Consider the following 17,165-nt stretch of genomic DNA (forward strand, 5'->3'; position numbering starts at 1 on the left):
ATGGAACGTGGCCGGGCGGTCCCTGCACGCACGTGCGTGGGCTGCCGGGTTCGCACGGCTAAGTCTGACTTGCTGCGCCTGGTGGTGGTCGAGGACGTCATCGTCCCCGACCCTCACGGGCGGCTGCCGGGACGGGGCGCGCATCTGCACCCTGACCTGGAGTGTCTCGCACTCGCAGAGCGGCGTCGGGCGTTCCCGCGGGCGTTCCGCCTGCCGGGGCCGCTCGACGATGGAGCGCTGCGGGAGCGGCTTGCGGCCCTCGCCGCGCGGCAGCAGGATGGCCGAATGGTAAGCGACGTCTAGTCGGAAGCAGGTCGAGATTGCTATGAGCGCTCGATGAGCACGCCGCGATGAGTACGGCAAGTTAGCGACGGTCCGGAGGCCGCACCCCCGGACCGAGTAGGGAGTGCAGTGGCGAAGGTCCGGGTTTACGAACTCGCCAAAGAGTTCGGTGTAGAGAGCAAGGTCGTCATGGCCAAGCTCCAGGAAATGGGCGAGTTCGTACGGTCGGCGTCCTCCACGATTGAGGCGCCGGTCGTTCGTAGGCTGACAGAAGCCTTCTCAAATTCTTCTTCCGCCCCCAAGCAGGGCGACAGGCGGGCAGCGGGCAAGAAGCCGGCGCCGCGTCCGCCCGCACCGCCGCGTCCGGGTCCGCCCGGCGGCGGTTCCGATTCCCAGGGTGCACGTCCGGGGCCGCGCCCCGGTCCGCGCACGCCCGCGCCCAAGCCGGGCCCGGCCGTCCCCAGCCCCGGAGGCCAGAACGGCTCCGGCGGCTCCGGCGGCCAGGGTGCTCCGGGCGGCGGCTCCGGCCCCCGGCCGGGCCCGCGTCCGGCCGTCCCGCCGGCGCCGAGCACGCCGGTGAACGCGCCCGCGGCGCAGGGGCCGAGCGCCCCGCCCGCGGCCGGTCCCGCCGCATCCGATCCCGGTACGGCAGGTCCAGGCGCGGCAGGCCCAGGCACTGCAGGTCCAGGCACGGGCGACCGCGCCCCGGCTGGCCCGGGCGGCCCGAAGCCGGGTCCCCGCGGGCCCAAGCCGGGCCCGCGTCCCGGCCCCCGCCAGGGCGGCGGAGGCGGCGGCCGCGGCCCCGGTGGGCCGCGTCCGGGCAACAACCCCTTCAGCTCCAACGCCAGCGGCATGGGCCAGTCGCCCAAGCCCGGCCCGCGTCCCGGCCCGCGTCCGGGCGGCGACCGTCCGGGTGGCGGCGGCGGTGCCGCGGGCGGCCCGCGTCCCGGCGGTCCGCGCCAGGGCGGCGGCGGGGCCGGCGGCCCGCGCCCGAACCCGGGCGGCATGCCGCCCCGGCCGGGCGGTCCGCGTCCCAGCCCGATGAACATGCCGTCCTCGCGGCCCGCCGGCGCCCCCGGGCGCGGCGGCCCCGGCGGTGGCGGCGGTGGTGGCCGCGGTCCTGGCGGCGGCGGTGGTGGCCGCGGTCCCGGCGGCGGTGGCCGCGGTCCGGGTGGCGGCGGTCGTCCCGGCGGCGGCTTCGGCGGTCCCCGCGCGGGTGCCGGCGGTCGTCCCGGCGGCGGCTTCGGCCCCCGTCCGGGTGGCGGCGGCCGTGGCCGCGGCGGCACGCAGGGCGCCTTCGGACGTCCCGGCGGACGCCCAGCGCGCGGACGCAAGTCCAAGCGGGCGCGCCGTCAAGAGTTCGAGAACATGCAGGCGCCCGCCGCCGGCGGCGTCTCGGCTCCGCGCGGCAACGGCAAGACCATCCGGCTGCCGCAGGGCGCGACCCTGACCGACTTCGCCGAGAAGATCGGCGCCAACCCGGCGTCGCTCGTCGCGATCATGATGCATCTCGGCAAGATGGTCACCGCGACCCAGTCGGTCGACCCCGACGACCTCATGTCGCTCGGGCTGGAGCTGGACTTCGACGTCCAGGTCGTCAGCCCCGAGGACGAGGACCGCGCGCTGCTCGAGTCGTTCGACATCGAGTACGGCGAGGACGAGGGCGGCGAGGAGAACCTCCAGTCCCGTCCGCCGGTGGTCACCGTCATGGGCCACGTCGACCACGGTAAGACCAAGCTGCTGGACGCCGTCCGGCACGCCAACGTGCAGGCGGGCGAGGCCGGCGGCATCACCCAGCACATCGGCGCCTACCAGGTCGAGACCGAGGTCGACGGCGAGGACCGCAAGATCACCTTCATCGACACCCCGGGCCACGAGGCGTTCACCGCCATGCGCGCCCGCGGTGCCGACACCACCGACCTGGTGGTGCTGGTGGTCGCCGCGGACGACGGCGTCAAGCCGCAGACCACCGAGGCGATCGACCACGCCACCGCGGCCGGGGTCCCGATCGTCGTCGCGGTCAACAAGATCGACGTCGAGGGCGCGGACCCGAACCGCGTCCGGGCCCAGCTCACCGAGTACGGCCTGGTCGCCGAGGAGTTCGGCGGCTCGACGCAGTTCGTCGACGTGTCCGCCAAGCAGGGCAGCAACATCGACGGGCTGCTGGAGGCGATCGTCCTGACCGCCGACGCCGAGCTCGACCTGAAGGCCAACCCCGACATGCCCGCCCAGGGCTCGGCCATCGAGGCCCACCTGGACAAGGGCCGGGGCGCCGTGGCGACCGTGCTGGTGCAGCGCGGCACGCTGCGGGTCGGCGACTCGATCGTCTGCGGCGTGGCCAGCGGCCGTGTCCGGGCGATGCTCGACGAGAACGGCAACAGCGTCGAGGAGGCGGGCCCGTCCCGTCCGGTGATGGTGCTCGGCCTCGCGGCCGTGCCCGGCGCGGGCGACAACTTCCTGGTCGTCGACGACGACCGGATCGCCCGGCAGATCGCCGACAAGCGGGTCGCGCGCAAGCGCAACGCCGAACTCCTGAAGAGCCGCAAGAGCAGCTCCCTCGAGGAACTGTTCAAGGACTTCCAGGAGGGCAAGCGGCAGGAACTGCTGCTCATCCTCAAGGGCGACGTGTCCGGTTCGGTCGAGGCGCTGGAGGACTCGCTCCTCAAGATCGACGTGGGCGACGAGGTCAGCCTGCGGATCATCCGCCGCGGTGTCGGCGCGATCACGCAGGACGACGTCAACCTGTCGCTGGCGTCCGAAGAGGGCGCGGTCATCATTGGCTTCAACGTGCGGCCCGAGCGCAACGCGCAGGAGCTGGCCGACCGCGAAGGCGTCGACATCCGGTACTACTCGGTCATCTACCAGGCGATCGACGAGATCGAGGCGGCCCTCAAGGGCATGCTGAAGCCGGAGTTCGAGGAGGCCCAGCTCGGCACCGCCGAGGTCCGCGAGATCTTCAAGGTGCCGCGGATCGGCAACGTCGCCGGCTCGATGGTCACCTCGGGGATCATCCAGCGCAACGCCAAGGCCCGCCTCGTCCGCGACGGCGTCGTGGTCTCCGACAACCTCACGGTGTCGTCGCTGCGCCGCTTCAAGGACGACGCCACCGAGGTCCGCGAGGGCTTCGAGTGCGGTATCGGCGTGGGGTACAACGACATCAAGCTGGGCGATGTCATCGAGTGCTTCGAGATGCGGGAGAAGCCCCGCGACTGAGGCGGACGCTCGTGGCGTGGACACCTCCGCACGGACCGGGCCGTTGGGCTCGGTCCGTGCGGAAGGTTCGCCGGTCGTCATCAGTAAATCGTGTGACACGAGCAGGCGGATCTTCTAGCGTCTCTGATCGGCTCAGCGATGCCGATCGTCTGCATGCCCTGGTGCCGGCGTGGAACCGCCGGTCCGTGTGACATGTCCCTCCGGACGCTGACCTGGCAAACCGCAAACGACCTGCAAGGGGAGGGAACCCGACGTCGCCTGGGCATCGGGCGTGCGTTAACAGTATGCCATGACCTTGCTACGTTCGGTTGACCATTCTCAGGCCGTTCCTGGGAACACGGCGGACGACCTCCGTCGTTCCAACTTCTGAGGATCCCGAGGTGATCGACCAGGTGTACGTGGGTGCGCTGACGCTCGACCTGCTGCTGGGGGACGTCCGCTCGCTGAAGCAGAAGCGGTCCGTCCTGCGGCCCATCATCGCCGAGGTGCACAAGCACTTCCCGGCGGTGGCCGTCGCCGAGACCGGCGGCAACGACCTGCATCGCAGGGCGGAGATCGGGGTGGCGGTGGTCTCGGGCACCGCGGCCAACTGCACCGAGGTACTCGACCAGTGCGAACGGCTGGTGGCGGGACGGCCGGAGATCGACCTGCTGGCGGCCCGCCAGCGCGTATTCAACGACGAGGATTGACAGGCACCGCAGCGGAGCGCTAGCGGAGTGAGGATGTCTGTCAATCCCGCTCCGGGGGTCCGGGGGTCGTCCCCCGGACGAGAAATGGGCCGTCTGCGCAAGGGCCGCCCCACAATGAAAGAGCGGGACGACCCTCTCGCCCAGACCATAGAAAGGGAGTGCGATCATGGTGGACGCAGCTCGGGCGCGCAAGCTCGCCGACCGCATCCAGCAGATCGTGGCCGAGATGCTGGAGAGGCGGATCAAGGATCCGCGGCTCGGCTTCGTGACCGTGACGGACACCCGCATCACCAACGACCTGCGCGACGCGACCGTGTACTACACGGTGTACGGGTCGGACGGCGAGCGCGCCGAGACGGCCGCCGCGCTGGAGAGCGCCAAGGGCGTCATCCGGACGGAGGTGGGCAGGAAGACGGGCGTCAGGCACACGCCCAGCATCACCTTCGTCATGGACTCCCTGATGGAGAACGCGGCGCACATCGACGACCTGCTGGCCAAGGCCCGCGCCCAGGACGCCGAGGTGGCGCGGGCCGCGCAGGGCGCGTCCCACGCGGGCGACGCCAACCCCTACCGCGAGCCCGACGAGGACGACGACGAGGACGACGACGACGAGGACGACCCGGACTTCGACGGCCACGACGGCGCGGGGGACGGTGAGGACGGCCGTCCCGGGCGCCCGTCATCGTGAACGGCCGGGCCGAGACCGCCGTCCCCGCGAGGCCGGGCGCGCCCGCCGACCTCGACTGGGACCGCGCGGTCGCGCTGATCCACCGGGCGGGGGAGGTCTGCCTCGCCTGCCACGTGGCGCCCGACGGTGACGCGCTCGGGTCGATGCTTGCGCTCGCGCAGGCGCTGCGCACGCTGGGCAAGCGGTGCACGGCCTCCTTCGGGGAGCCGTTCGGCGTCCCGGCGATCCTGCGGTTCCTGCCGGGGCAGGAGATGCTGGTCGAGCCGGCGCGGGTGCCCGCGGCCCCGGAGCTGATGATCTCGCTGGACGCGGCGGGCCGGGCGCGGCTCGGCTCGCTCGCGGGCCCCGCCGACCGGGCGGGCGCGCTGATCGTCGTCGACCACCACGCGTCCAACACGGGGTTCGGCGGCGTGCGGCTGGTCGACCCGGACGCCGCCGCCACCGCGGTGCTGGTGGAGGAGCTGATCCGCAGGCTCGGCGTCCCGTTGGACCGCGACATCGCCCAGGGCCTGTACGCGGGCCTCGCCAGCGACACCGGCTCGTTCCGGTACCCGTGCACGACCCCGGAGGTCCACGACCTGGCGGGACGGCTGCTGACCGCGGGCGTCCGGCCGGAGGCGGTCAGCCGCGAGCTGTGGGACCGGGCTCCGTTCGGCTACCTGCAGGTCCTCGCGGGCGCGCTCGCGCGGGCCCGGCTGGAACGCGACGCCGCCGGCGGCCGCGGCCTGGTGTGGACGACGATCACGCGTGCCGACCGGGACGCCCGCGACGTCCCCTACGACCAGCTCGAAGGGGTCATCGACCAGCTCAGGCGCACCGACGAGGCCGAGGTCGCGGTCGTGTGCAAGGAGAACGACGGGGGCGAGTGGTACGTCTCCACCCGCTCCAAGGGCGCGGTGGACGTGGGCCGCGCCTGCGTCGAGCTCGGCGGGGGCGGGCACCGCACCGCCGCCGCGTTCACCATGGGCGGGGAGCCCGCCTGGATCATCGACCGGCTGCGCGCGGCGCTGCGCGTGCCCGGCGAACCGGACGACTGAAGGCGGAGCGCGCGTGGACAACTCGGGACTCGTCATCGTGGACAAGCCCGCCGACTGGACGTCGCACGACGTCGTCGGGAGGATGCGGCGGCTGGCGAAGACGCGGCGGGTCGGGCACGCGGGCACGCTGGACCCGATGGCGACCGGCGTCCTCGTCCTCGGGGTCGGCAAGGCGACCCGCCTGCTCGGGCATCTCGCGCTCACGGAGAAGGGCTACGACGCCACGATCCGGCTGGGCGAGTCGACGAACACCGACGACGCCGAGGGCGAGACCACCGCGACGGCGTCCGCCGCGGCCGTCACCGACGAGGCGCTGCGGGCGGGCATCGCGGAGCTGACAGGGCCGATCCAGCAGGTTCCGCCGCAGGTCAGCGCGATCAAGGTGAACGGTGAGCGGGCCTACAAGATGGCCCGCAAGGGCGAGAATGTCGAGCTGGCCGCCCGTCCGGTGACCGTGCACGACTTCGCGGTCCTCGACGTCCGGCGGCACGGTGACCTGATCGACGTGGACGCGTCCATCGCCTGCTCGTCCGGTACCTACATCCGGGCGCTGGCCCGGGATCTCGGCGCGTCCCTCGGCTGCGGCGGCCACCTGACCGCGCTGCGCCGCACCCGTGTCGGGCCCTACGACCTGGCCGCGGCGCGGACGCTCGACCAGCTCGCCGAGAAGCTGGAGATCCTTCCGCTGGCCGAGGCCGTGGCGTCGGTGTTCCCGCGCCGCGACGTTTCGGAGGACGACGCCCGCAAGGTCGCGCACGGCGGGCGGCTCCCGGCGGCTGGGCTGGGCCCGGGCCCGATCGGGGTCTTCGCACCGGACGGGACGCTGCTCGCGCTCGTCGAAGAGCGGGGCAAGACCGCCAAGCCCCTCGCCGTGTTCGTCCCCTGACTGAGATCCGCGATGCGGGGGACAATACGGCCGTGGCGAGCATCACGGGACGAAACCGGTGCGCCATAACCTACGCTCGCGTAACCTACGTAAGCGTAGGTTCGATCGTGAGGAGGTGTCCGTGACCACCGTGAACGACCGCTCTGCGGTGGCGTCCCCCACCCGCCCGGCGCTGCGCGGCTGGCTGCACCTCGGCGCGTTCCCCGCGGTGCTGGTCGCCGGCCTGGTGCTGGTGGCGCTCGGCCCGAGTCCGGAGGCGCGGCTCGCGTCGGCGCTGTACGTGGCGACGTCGGGGATGCTCTTCGGGATCTCGGGAACCTACCACCGGCAGCGCTCGCACCGGCTGATCGAGGTGCTGCGGCGCTTCGACCACGCCAACATCTACCTGATCATCGCCGGGACGTACACGCCGTTCGCCGTCGTGGCGCTCGACGGCGGCGTGCGCGTCGCCGTCCTCGTCACCGTGTGGACGGGCGCCATCGCCGGCGTCGTCTTCCGCACGGCCTGGATCGGCGCCCCCCGCGCCCTCTACGTGACGCTCTACATCGTGCTGGGCTGGGTCGCGGTGTTCTTCCTGCCGCAGTTCCTGGACGGCGCGGGCCTCGCCGCCTGCCTGCTGGTCGCGATCGGCGGCATCTGCTACAGCGTCGGGGGAGTGGTGTACGGGCTGCGCCGCCCCAACCCGTCGCCGCGCTGGTTCGGCTTCCACGAGATCTTCCACGCCTTCACGCTGGCGGCCTACGTCCTGCAGTACATCGCCGTTTCCCTGGTCGTGTACCAGTCCGGCTGAGCCGCCCGCCGCGCACCATGCCCCCTGGGTGCGACCTGTGGCGCCCGCGCATGGCACTCTTAAGGACGGCAAGAGATACCGGACAGGCACGTCCTACGCAGGGAGAGAATGGTGCGGCGCTGGAATGGCCTCGACGAGGTACCCGCGGACTGGGGCCGTTCGGTGATCACCATCGGGGTGTTCGACGGCGTGCACCGCGGCCATCAGCGGATCGTCGGCGCCGCCGCCGACGAGGCGCGCCGCCGCGGCCTGCGCTCGGTCGTGATCACGTTCGACCCGCACCCGGACGAGGTCGTCCGCCCGGGCACGCACCCGCCGCTCCTCGCCACCACCAGGCGCCGCGTCGAGCTGCTCGAAGGGCTCGGCACGGACGCGGTCGTCGTCGTGCCGTTCACCCTGGAGCTGTCGCGGACGCCGCCGGACGAGTTCGTCCGGCAGGTGCTGGTCGACCGGCTGCACGCGGCCCACGTCATCGTCGGCGAGGACTTCCGGTTCGGCCACAAGGCCAAGGGGGACGTCGTGCTGCTGCGGGAGCTGGGCGAGAAGTACGACTTCACCGCCGAGGGCATGCCGCTTGTGGCCAACGGCGGCACGATCTCCTCCACCTACATCCGGGAGCGGCTGGACGCCGGCGACGTCGCGGCGGCCGCGGAGGCGCTCGGCCGCCCGCACCGCGTGGAGGGCGTGGTCGTGCGCGGGCACCAGCGGGGCCGCGCGCTCGGCTTCCCGACCGCGAACCTGGAGACGCTGCCGCACACCGAGATCCCGGCGGACGGCGTCTACGGCGGCTGGCTGGTCGCCGACAGCGACCGCTACCCCGGCTTCCGCTGGCCCGCCGCGATCTCCATCGGCACCAACCCGACGTTCGAGGGCGCCGGCGAGCGCACCGTCGAGGCGTACGCGCTGGACCGCGACGACCTCGACCTGTACGGCGAGCACATGGCCGCCGACTTCACGGCCCGCATCCGCGACACCCTGAAGTTCGACTCCATCGAGGCCCTCATAGAGGAAATGCACCGAGACGTAGCCAGAGCCAGAGAGATCACGTCCTAAGACCCGTCTCGACCGCCTCAACCGTCACGCGAGCGCGCTACCTGACCGGTGGATCGAAGCCGGAGGCGAGCTCCACCGGGAAGCTCGCGAAGCGAGGTCGCGCTCGCCCCAAGAACGGTCAAGGTGCGAGCCGCCAGGCGAGCACCTTTGGCCGGTCTTGCAATCAACACAGCATGGTACGGTGAATAGTCGCCGGGAAGGGCCCTGGCGCGGCTGGCTGCACCCTCATGCGGTCCGCCAATCTCTTTACCACGCACCATGCGGACCCGCGCGCCCATCGGGCCCCGGATCTGCGGGTGACGAATTCATCGAAGGAGCCACGTGTCGCTCGACACCGTCACGAAGAACCAGATCATCGCCGAGTACGCGACCACTGAGGGTGACACCGGATCGCCGGAGGTCCAGGTCGCGCTGCTGACGCGCCGTATCAACGATCTGACCGAGCACCTCAAGGAGCACAAGCACGACCACCACAGCCGCCGCGGACTGCTGCTGCTCGTGGGTCGTCGCCGCCGGCTCCTGAAGTACCTGAGCAACAAGGACATCAACCGCTACCGGCAGCTGATCGAGCGACTCGGGCTGCGCCGCTAGGACGGTCAGGGAGTGGCCCGCCGGGCCACTCCCTTCCTTTTACGGCCGGCGGGCCCGTCCGGGCCCCGGCCGCACAACTGCAGACATAGCCTCGCGGACACCGCTGGTGCGGGCCGGTCCTCGGTAGTGGCTTCCGGATCCGTTCCGCCGCATCGGCGGACCTGTCGATCCGGGTGCTTCGATCGAAGACCGGCAGCGTGACAAGCCAACGGGAAACGGCCGCGAGGACCGACATGGAACCCAAGGAGGTTTCCCGTGACAGAAGCCGTGCGCATCGATGGCGCGCAGAGCACCGAGGCCGTGATCGACAACGGCACGTTCGGCACCCGCACCATCCGCTTCGAGACGGGCCGGCTGGCCCGCCAGGCGGCCGGTTCGGCCGTCGCCTACCTCGACGACGAGACGATGGTGCTGTCGGCGACCACCGCGTCCAAGAAGCCCAAGGACAACCTGGACTTCTTCCCGCTGACGGTGGACGTCGAGGAGCGGATGTACGCGGCCGGGCGCATCCCCGGCTCGTTCTTCCGCCGCGAGGGGCGTCCGTCCGAGGACGCGATCCTGACCTGCCGCCTGATCGACCGGCCGCTGCGCCCGTCGTTCACCAAGGGGCTGCGCAACGAGATCCAGGTCGTCGAGACGATCATGGCGCTGCACCCCGACCACCTGTACGACGTCGTGGCGATCAACGCCGCGTCGCTGTCCACGCAGCTGGCCGGCCTGCCGTTCTCCGGCCCGATCGGCGGCGTCCGCGTCGCGCTGATCGAGGGCCAGTGGGTGGGCTTCCCCACGCACCCCGAGCTGGAGCGCGCCACCTTCGACATGGTCGTGGCCGGCCGCGTGCTGGCCGACGGCGACGTGGCGATCATGATGGTGGAGGCCGAGTCCACCCGCGACACCATCAAGCTCGTCGGCGAGGGCGCCGCCGCCCCGACCGAGGAGACCGTCGCCGAGGGCCTTGAGGCGGCCAAGCCGTTCATCAAGGTGCTGTGCAAGGCGCAGAGCGACCTCGCGGCCGTCGCCGCCAAGGAGACCCGCGAGTACCCGATCTTCCTGGACTACCAGGACGACGTGCTCGCCGCCGTCACCGACGCCGTCAGCGGCGACCTCGCGCAGGCGCTGACCATCGCCGCCAAGCAGGAGCGCGAGTCCCGGCTCGACGAGATCAAGGCGGCCGCCGCCGAGAAGCTCGCCGAGCAGTTCGAGGGGCGCGAGAAGGAGATCTCCGCCGCCTACCGCGCCGTCACCAAGAAGCTGGTCCGCGAGCGGGTCATCCGCGACGGGCTGCGCATGGACGGCCGCGGCCTGAAGGACATCCGCCAGCTGACCGCCGAGGCGCACGTCCTCCCGCGGGTGCACGGCTCGGCGCTGTTCGAGCGCGGCGAGACGCAGATCCTCGGCGTCACGACGCTGAACATGCTCCGCATGGAGCAGACGATCGACACGCTGAACCCCGAGCGCACCAAGCGCTACATGCACAACTACAACTTCCCGCCGTACTCGACCGGTGAGACCGGCCGGGTCGGCTCGCCGAAGCGGCGCGAGATCGGGCACGGCGCCCTCGCCGAGCGCGCCCTGATCCCGGTGCTGCCGTCGCGCGAGGAGTTCCCGTACGCGATCCGCCAGGTGTCGGAGGCGCTCGGCTCCAACGGCTCCACGTCGATGGGCTCGGTCTGCGCGTCCACCATGTCGCTGCTGGACGCGGGCGTCCCGCTCAAGCAGATGGTGGCGGGCATCGCGATGGGCCTGATCAACGAGGGCGACGACTACGTCACGCTCACCGACATCCTCGGCGCCGAGGACGCGTTCGGCGACATGGACTTCAAGGTCGCCGGCACCCGCGACGTGATCACCGCGCTGCAGCTGGACACCAAGCTCGACGGCATCCCGGCCTCGGTGCTGGCCGCCGCGCTGAAGCAGGCCAAGGGCGCGCGCCTCGCGATCCTGGACGTCATGCAGGAGGCCATCGAGGCGCCCGCCGAGATGAGCCCGAACGCGCCGCGGATCATCACCATCAAGGTCCCGGTCGACAAGATCGGCGAGGTCATCGGCCCCAAGGGCAAGATGATCAACTCGATCCAGGACGACACCGGCGCCGACATCACCATCGAGGACGACGGCACGATCTACGTCGGCGCCACCGACGGCCCGTCCGCCGAGGCCGCGCGGCAGGCGATCAACTCGATCGCCAACCCGCACATGCCGGAGGTCGGCGAGCGGTTCCTCGGCACCGTCGTGAAGACCACGACGTTCGGCGCGTTCGTGTCGCTGCTGCCCGGCAAGGACGGCCTGCTGCACGTCTCGCAGATCCGCAAGCTGCACGGCGGCGCCCGGATCGAGAACGTCGAGGACGTCATGGGCGTCGGTGAGAAGATCCAGGTCGAGGTCACCGAGATCGACCAGCGCGGCAAGCTCTCGCTGGTGCCGGTCGAGGTGGTCGAGCGCGAGTCCGCCGAGAAGGGCGACGACGGCGGCGCCGAGGCGCCCGCCGACGCCGACTCGGGGGAGCGCCGGGAGCGCCGCGACGACGACGACGGCGAGCGGCGCGGTCCGCGCCGGCGCCGTACCCGCCGCGGCTCCGACGACGCCGGCCAGCGCAACTCCTGACCCGGCATGACCGGCCGGCCCCGCCCGTCACGGGCGGGGCCGGCCGCTATCCACCGACGGAATGTGAGCGACACGTGACCCTGCCGGCGAGGGCGCAGGAGCCCGGCACCACCACCACGATCCACACCGAGGGTGCCGGCGCGGTGCGCCGCACCGTCCTGCCCGGCGGGCTGCGCGTCATCACCGAGTCGATGCCGACCGTGCGGTCCGCCGCGTTCGGCATCTGGTCGGCGGTCGGCTCCCGGGACGAGGCCCCCGCCGACGCGGGCGCCAGCCACTACCTGGAGCACGTGCTGTTCAAGGGCACGGGGCGGCGGTCGGCGCTGGAGATCTCGGCGGCGATCGACGCGGTCGGCGGCGACCTCAACGCGTTCACCGCCAAGGAGTACACCTGCTACTACGCCCGGGTCCTTGACTCCGACCTCCCGCTCGCGGTGGACGTCGTGTCCGACATGGTCGCCGAGTCGCTGAACCGCCCGGAGGACGTCGAGGCCGAGCGCGGTGTGATCCTCGAAGAGATCCACATGCGCGACGACGACCCCGGCGACCTGATCCACGACGAGTTCGCCACCGCCCTCTACGGGGACACGCCGCTCGGCCGCCCCATCCTCGGTACCGAGGACTCGATCAACGCCCTGTCCCGGGACCGGATCCACGGCTACTACCGGGAGCGCTACGTCCCGTCCGGCCTGGTGGTGTCGGTGGCGGGCAACATCGACCACGACGAGGTCGTCCGGATGGTGTCGCGCGCGTTCGGCGGCCACCTGACCGGTGACGCCGCCCCCGCCGCGCCCCGCGTGGGCGGGGCGCCCGTGCCGCTCGACCCGCGCACCGTCGTGATCGACAAGGACACCGAGCAGGCGCACATCATCCTCGGCGGCGCCGGCACGTGCCGCACCGACGACCGGCGGTTCGCGCTGGGCGTGCTGAACGCGGCGCTCGGCGGCGGCATGTCGTCCCGCCTCTTCCAGGAGATCCGGGAGAAGCGCGGCCTGGCGTACTCGGTGTACAGCTACACCGCCCAGTACGCCGACTCCGGCATCTTCGGCGTCTACGCGGGCTGCCAGCCCGCGAAGGCGGAGGAGGTGCTGTCGATCTGCCGGGACGAGCTCGGCAAGGCCGCGGACGAGAGCCTGACCGACGAGGAGCTGGAGCGCGGCAAGGGCCAGCTGCGCGGCGCGATGGTCCTCGGCCTGGAGGACACCGGCTCCCGCATGAGCCGCATCGGCAAGAGCGAGCTGGTCTACGAGTCGCTGCTGCCCGTGGACGAGGTCCTGGCGCGCATCGAGGCCGTCACCCTCGACGACGTCCGCGCCATCGCCCGCGAGGTCCTCGCCGGCCCGCAGGCGCTCACGGTCATCGGCCCGGTGGGCGATCGGGAGTTCGCCGCCTGATCTCGTCACTCTTCACCGCCGCCCGGCCGCACGGCCGGGCGGCGTTTTCGTTTGCCCGCGAGACCGCCCCGGTCGCTTGGGCGCGCGATCGCGGTGGCCGGCCGGGCGGCGGCCCATGGCCGGGTTGTCAACCGGACCAAGGTCCGGTAATCTCCGAGACGTAATCGGACCATGGTCCGTATGTCTGGTCGAGAGGACCCCTCAATGTCCCGTCTGCTGCACATCTCCGCGTCCCCCCGCGGCACCGCGTCGGAGTCGCTGGCGATCGCCGGCACGTTCCTGGACGCCTACCGCGAAACGCACGGCGACGTCGTCGACCACCACGACCTGTGGGACGGCACCCTGCCCGAGTTCGGCCCGGCCGGAGCCGGCGCCAAGATGACGGTGTTCGCGGGCGAGGAGCCGTCCGGCGAACAGGCCGCCGCATGGGCGGCCGCCCGCGCCGTCTTCGAGCGCTTCGACTCCTACGACCGCTACCTGTTCAGCGTCCCCATGTGGAACTCCGGCGTCCCGTACATCCTCAAGCAGTTCATCGACGTCGTCTCGCAGCCCGGCTGGGTGTTCGGGTTCGACCCGGAGGAGGGCTACACCGGCCTGCTCCGCGGCAAGAAGGCCGCCGTCGTCTACACCAGCGCCGTCTACGGGGACGGCCGCCCGCCGGCCTTCGGCCACGACCACCAGGCGCCGTTCTTCGGCGGCTGGCTGCGCTGGGCCGGCGTCACCGACATCGCCACCGTCGAGTTCCGCCCGGACCTCGCCACCGCCGACGCCGAGACCGGACGGCGCACCGCGCACGCCGAGGCGCGCGAGCTGGGCAAGCGCTTCTGACGGTAGGCTCGGGCGGGACGCCAACCGGGAGGAACACGTGATCAAGGTCGGGGTGCTGGGCGCGCGGGGCCGGATGGGCGCCGAGGTGTGCCGCGCCGTGCAGGGGGCCGGCGACATGGAGCTCGTCGCCGCCGTCGACCAGGGCGACACGCTCGACGCGCTGACCGGCGCCGAGGTCGTCGTCGACTTCACCCACCCCGGCGTGGTCATGGACAACCTCAAGTGGTGCGTCGAGCACGGCCTGCACGCCGTCGTCGGCACCACCGGGTTCGACCCGTCCCGGCTCGACACCGTCCGGTCCTGGCTCACCGGCGACGCGTCCGGGAACGTGGTCATCGCCCCGAACTTCGGGATCGGCGCGGTGCTGATGATGCACTTCGCGCAGCAGGCGGCCCCGTTCTTCGACTCCGTCGAGATCGTCGAGACGCACCACCCGAACAAGGCGGACGCCCCGTCCGGCACCGCCTACCGCACCGCCGAGCTGGTCGCCGCCGCCCGCGCCGAGGCGGGCGTCCCGGCCTCCCCGGACGCCACCACCTCCGAGGTCGACGGCGCCCGCGGCGCCGATGTGGACGGCGTGCGCGTGCACGCCGTCCGCATGTCCGGCGCCGTCGCCCACCAGGAGGTGGTCCTCGGCGGCCACGGCGAGCTGTTCACCATCCGGCACGACTCGATGAACCGCGAGTCGTTCATGCCCGGCGTGCTGCTCGCCGTCCGCAGGGTCCCCGAGCTCGACCGCCTCACCCTCGGCATCGAGACGCTCCTCGGCCTGTGATGGACTTCGCCGCCGAGCCCTGGGACTACCTTGCCGCCTGCGAGGCGATCGACATCGAGCACCCGCTCGTCCAGTCGACCGCCGCGCGGCTGCGCACCGGCGACGACATCGCCTACGCCAGGGCGGCGTTCGAGCACGTCCGCGACCGGATCACCCACTCGATGGACACCGGCGACCCCCGCGTCCCCTGGCGCGCGTCGGACGTCCTCGACCAGCGCACCGGCCTCTGCTTCGCCCAGTCCCACGCCTACGTCGCCCTCCTGCGCGCCGGCGGCATCCAGGCGGGCCTGTGCTACCAGCAGTGCTCCGGCTTCGTCCACGGCCTGGCCGCCGCCCTCGTCGACGACCGCTGGGTCCGCCTCGACCCCCGCGGCGCGGACGTGCGCTTCTCCGCGTCCGAGGACGCCCTGGCCTACCCCGGCGACCCGGTCCACCCCACGGTCTACGCGACCCCGCACCCCACGGTCCTGAACACTCTGAAGGACATGAAGACCCTCACCGCCGCCGGCCTCCCCACCACACTGTGATGGACGTCCGCCCTGCCGCCCCCGGCGACTACGACCGCATCATCGCCGTCGTGGACGACTGGTGGGGCCGCGAGATCCACGGCACCCTTCCCCGCCTGTTCCTCGACCACTTCCACCGCACCAGCCTCGTCGCCGAGACCGGCGGCGATCTCGCGGGCTTCCTCATCGGCTTCCTGTCGCCGTCCCTGCCCGACGCCGCCTACATCCACTTCGCCGGCGTCGCCCCGTCCCACCGCGGCACCGGCCTGGCCCGCAGCCTCTACGAGACCTTCTTCACCCAGGCCCGCGCCGACGCCCGCACCACCGTCCGCGCCCTGACGTCTCCGGCGAACACCGCCTCGATCGCCTTCCACGAGGCCATGGGCTTCACCGCCACGCTGACTCCCGCCCACGACGGCCCCGCGAAGGACAAGGTCCTCTTCCACAAGGCTATTACCTGACGGCCATACAGCCGATGCCTGCAGAACCGGACGTCGCGAAAGGGCGTCCAACGAGCATGACGAGTTCAGCGGATCGGGAACAGCAACGGCGGGGGCTCGCTAATGAGCCCTTCGAGTCGTATGCGTGGCGGGTTCACCAGGCGCTGCACGATTGGACCGCCAAAGTGGACGCCAAGGCATCGGTGGTCCTGACCCTGGAGACGGCGATCCTCAGCATGATCATCCTGTTCGCCGGACATGGAAAGCGCCTCGATCGCTTGTCCGAATGGGAGACCTGGGGCTTCCGAGTCGGTGTCACGCTGCTCGTGTGCGCGATCGTCCTGGCGGGATCGGCGGTGTTCCCACAGCTCAACCGCCGCGAGGCGCGCCGGCATTGGGGCCAGAACTACGTATATTTCGGACATCTGCGGCGATGGACGCCCGAAGGGCTGGTCGACGCCCTGGAAGACGGCGGCGACCGTCGAAACAGAATCGTTCTCAGCACCCAGTTGATCGCACTTTCGAAAATCGTCTGGCGCAAGCACGCCTTCCTGCAGTACTCCATGGCGCTGGTCGTCGCCGGCAACGCCACCGTTTGGACAGCGTTGTTGTTCGTCTAGGGCCCGAGCTGCATTGAGGGATCGATCAGATGTCTGCCGGTAGCCGACCAGTTCGGCCCGGCTGAAGCGGCCGCGCGTCTCGAATGCATGTGTGCGGCGTCCGACGTGACCATTGCCTTTACGGAGCCGGGCGGCTGAGCCGGACCTGCCCCGCGGCGTTGTCAGGCGGGGAAGGTGAGGTCCAGGGCGGCCAGGCGGGCCGGGTCGGCGAGGATGTCGATCGCGATGATCCTGCCGCCGGCGACCGTGAAGGACAGGACCGAGCGCGGGTGGCCGTCCACGAAGTTGACCACGCCGGCGGTGCCGTTGACCAGGGCGGGCACGGGGTTGCCGCCGGCCTGCCGGAACATGAGGGCCTGGCCGGCGACGTCCGCGGCGCCGCGGATCTCCTGCCAGCCGCCGGGCACGGCGCCGACGTCGGCGCGCAGCACCACATCGGGGTCGAGGACGGCGACGAGCGCCTCGAAGTCGCCGTCGCGGGCGGCGGCGTGGAAGGCGTTGACGATCTCGCGCTGGCGGGCGGGGTCGCGTTCGGGCGCCTGCTCGGTGCCGCGCACCCGGCGGCGGGCGCGGCTGGCCAGTTGGCGGGCCGCGGCCGGGGAGCGCCCCACGATGGGCGCGATGTCCTCGAACGGGACGCCGAACGTGTCGTGCAGGACGAACGCCAGCCGCTCCGCCGGGGTCAGGGACTGCAGGACGACGAGGAGGGCCAGCCCGACCGAGTCGGCCATCAGCGCCTCGTGCTCGGGGTCGGCGCCGGTGGCGGGGC

General features: G+C 71.9%; 17 protein-coding genes. 16 read left to right on the plus strand and 1 reads right to left on the minus strand.

Going from position 1 to position 17,165, the window contains the following annotated elements:
• The 16 genes from E1293_RS16325 (at window position 1) to E1293_RS16400 (ending at window position 16,396) form a co-directional block, all read left to right on the plus strand.
• Window positions 1-303, plus strand: coding sequence for a YlxR family protein (locus E1293_RS16325; protein WP_132198251.1), 303 nt, complete (start codon window positions 1-3; stop codon window positions 301-303).
• Between the two features lie 108 nt (window positions 304-411).
• On the plus strand, window positions 412-3,495 hold the full coding sequence (gene infB / locus E1293_RS16330) for a translation initiation factor IF-2 (RefSeq protein ID WP_132198252.1): 3,084 nt from the start codon (window positions 412-414) through the stop codon (window positions 3,493-3,495).
• A 380-nt stretch (window positions 3,496-3,875) separates the two neighbouring features.
• Window positions 3,876-4,184 carry a DUF503 domain-containing protein gene (locus E1293_RS16335; protein ID WP_243716263.1) on the plus strand — a complete coding sequence of 103 codons (309 nt, stop codon included), beginning with the start codon at window positions 3,876-3,878 and terminating at the stop codon, window positions 4,182-4,184.
• Window positions 4,185-4,350: 166 nt separating this feature from the next.
• Complete coding sequence (rbfA, locus tag E1293_RS16340; protein WP_132198253.1) at window positions 4,351-4,872, plus strand: 30S ribosome-binding factor RbfA; 522 nt, start codon at window positions 4,351-4,353, stop codon at window positions 4,870-4,872.
• Window positions 4,869-5,909, plus strand: a complete 1,041-nt coding sequence (locus E1293_RS16345) for a DHH family phosphoesterase (protein WP_243716264.1) — start codon at window positions 4,869-4,871, stop codon at window positions 5,907-5,909. The genes rbfA and E1293_RS16345 overlap by 4 nt, the downstream gene beginning before the upstream one ends.
• Window positions 5,910-5,922: 13 nt before the next feature.
• Window positions 5,923-6,795: a tRNA pseudouridine(55) synthase TruB gene (gene truB / locus E1293_RS16350; protein ID WP_132198255.1), complete on the plus strand. Its 873-nt coding sequence runs from the start codon at window positions 5,923-5,925 to the stop codon at window positions 6,793-6,795.
• Between the two features lie 121 nt (window positions 6,796-6,916).
• The gene (gene trhA, locus E1293_RS16355; RefSeq protein WP_243716265.1) at window positions 6,917-7,585 is read left to right on the plus strand and encodes a PAQR family membrane homeostasis protein TrhA; all 669 of its coding nucleotides are present in this window, start codon (window positions 6,917-6,919) and stop codon (window positions 7,583-7,585) included.
• A 111-nt stretch (window positions 7,586-7,696) separates the two neighbouring features.
• Window positions 7,697-8,638, plus strand: a complete 942-nt coding sequence (locus E1293_RS16360; RefSeq protein ID WP_132198256.1) for a bifunctional riboflavin kinase/FAD synthetase — start codon at window positions 7,697-7,699, stop codon at window positions 8,636-8,638.
• 321 nt (window positions 8,639-8,959) lie between these two features.
• Window positions 8,960-9,229, plus strand: a complete 270-nt coding sequence (gene rpsO / locus E1293_RS16365; RefSeq protein WP_132198257.1) for a 30S ribosomal protein S15 — start codon at window positions 8,960-8,962, stop codon at window positions 9,227-9,229.
• 273 nt (window positions 9,230-9,502) lie between these two features.
• Window positions 9,503-11,833, plus strand: a complete 2,331-nt coding sequence (locus E1293_RS16370) for a polyribonucleotide nucleotidyltransferase (protein ID WP_132198271.1) — start codon at window positions 9,503-9,505, stop codon at window positions 11,831-11,833.
• Between the two features lie 74 nt (window positions 11,834-11,907).
• Complete coding sequence (locus E1293_RS16375; RefSeq protein ID WP_132198258.1) at window positions 11,908-13,227, plus strand: M16 family metallopeptidase; 1,320 nt, start codon at window positions 11,908-11,910, stop codon at window positions 13,225-13,227.
• A 204-nt stretch (window positions 13,228-13,431) separates the two neighbouring features.
• Window positions 13,432-14,055, plus strand: a complete 624-nt coding sequence (locus E1293_RS16380) for an FMN-dependent NADH-azoreductase (protein ID WP_132198259.1) — start codon at window positions 13,432-13,434, stop codon at window positions 14,053-14,055.
• 37 nt (window positions 14,056-14,092) lie between these two features.
• Window positions 14,093-14,830, plus strand: a complete 738-nt coding sequence (dapB, locus tag E1293_RS16385) for a 4-hydroxy-tetrahydrodipicolinate reductase (RefSeq protein WP_132198260.1) — start codon at window positions 14,093-14,095, stop codon at window positions 14,828-14,830.
• On the plus strand, window positions 14,830-15,357 hold the full coding sequence (locus tag E1293_RS16390) for a transglutaminase-like domain-containing protein (RefSeq protein WP_132198272.1): 528 nt from the start codon (window positions 14,830-14,832) through the stop codon (window positions 15,355-15,357). Before dapB ends, E1293_RS16390 begins: the two co-directional genes overlap by 1 nt.
• The gene (locus E1293_RS16395; RefSeq protein WP_132198261.1) at window positions 15,357-15,797 is read left to right on the plus strand and encodes a GNAT family N-acetyltransferase; all 441 of its coding nucleotides are present in this window, start codon (window positions 15,357-15,359) and stop codon (window positions 15,795-15,797) included. Before E1293_RS16390 ends, E1293_RS16395 begins: the two co-directional genes overlap by 1 nt.
• Before the next feature lie 56 nt (window positions 15,798-15,853).
• A complete protein-coding gene (locus tag E1293_RS16400; RefSeq protein ID WP_132198262.1) occupies window positions 15,854-16,396 on the plus strand; it encodes a Pycsar system effector family protein in 543 nt (180 codons plus the stop codon).
• A 161-nt stretch (window positions 16,397-16,557) separates the two neighbouring features.
• On the opposite strand, the gene E1293_RS16405 is transcribed toward E1293_RS16400, so the two are convergent.
• A partial coding sequence (locus E1293_RS16405) for a sigma factor-like helix-turn-helix DNA-binding protein (RefSeq protein WP_132198263.1) occupies window positions 16,558-17,165 on the minus strand: 608 nt, incomplete at its 5' end.

The organism is Actinomadura darangshiensis, assembly GCF_004349235.1.
GTDB lineage: Bacteria > Actinomycetota > Actinomycetes > Streptosporangiales > Streptosporangiaceae > Spirillospora > Spirillospora darangshiensis.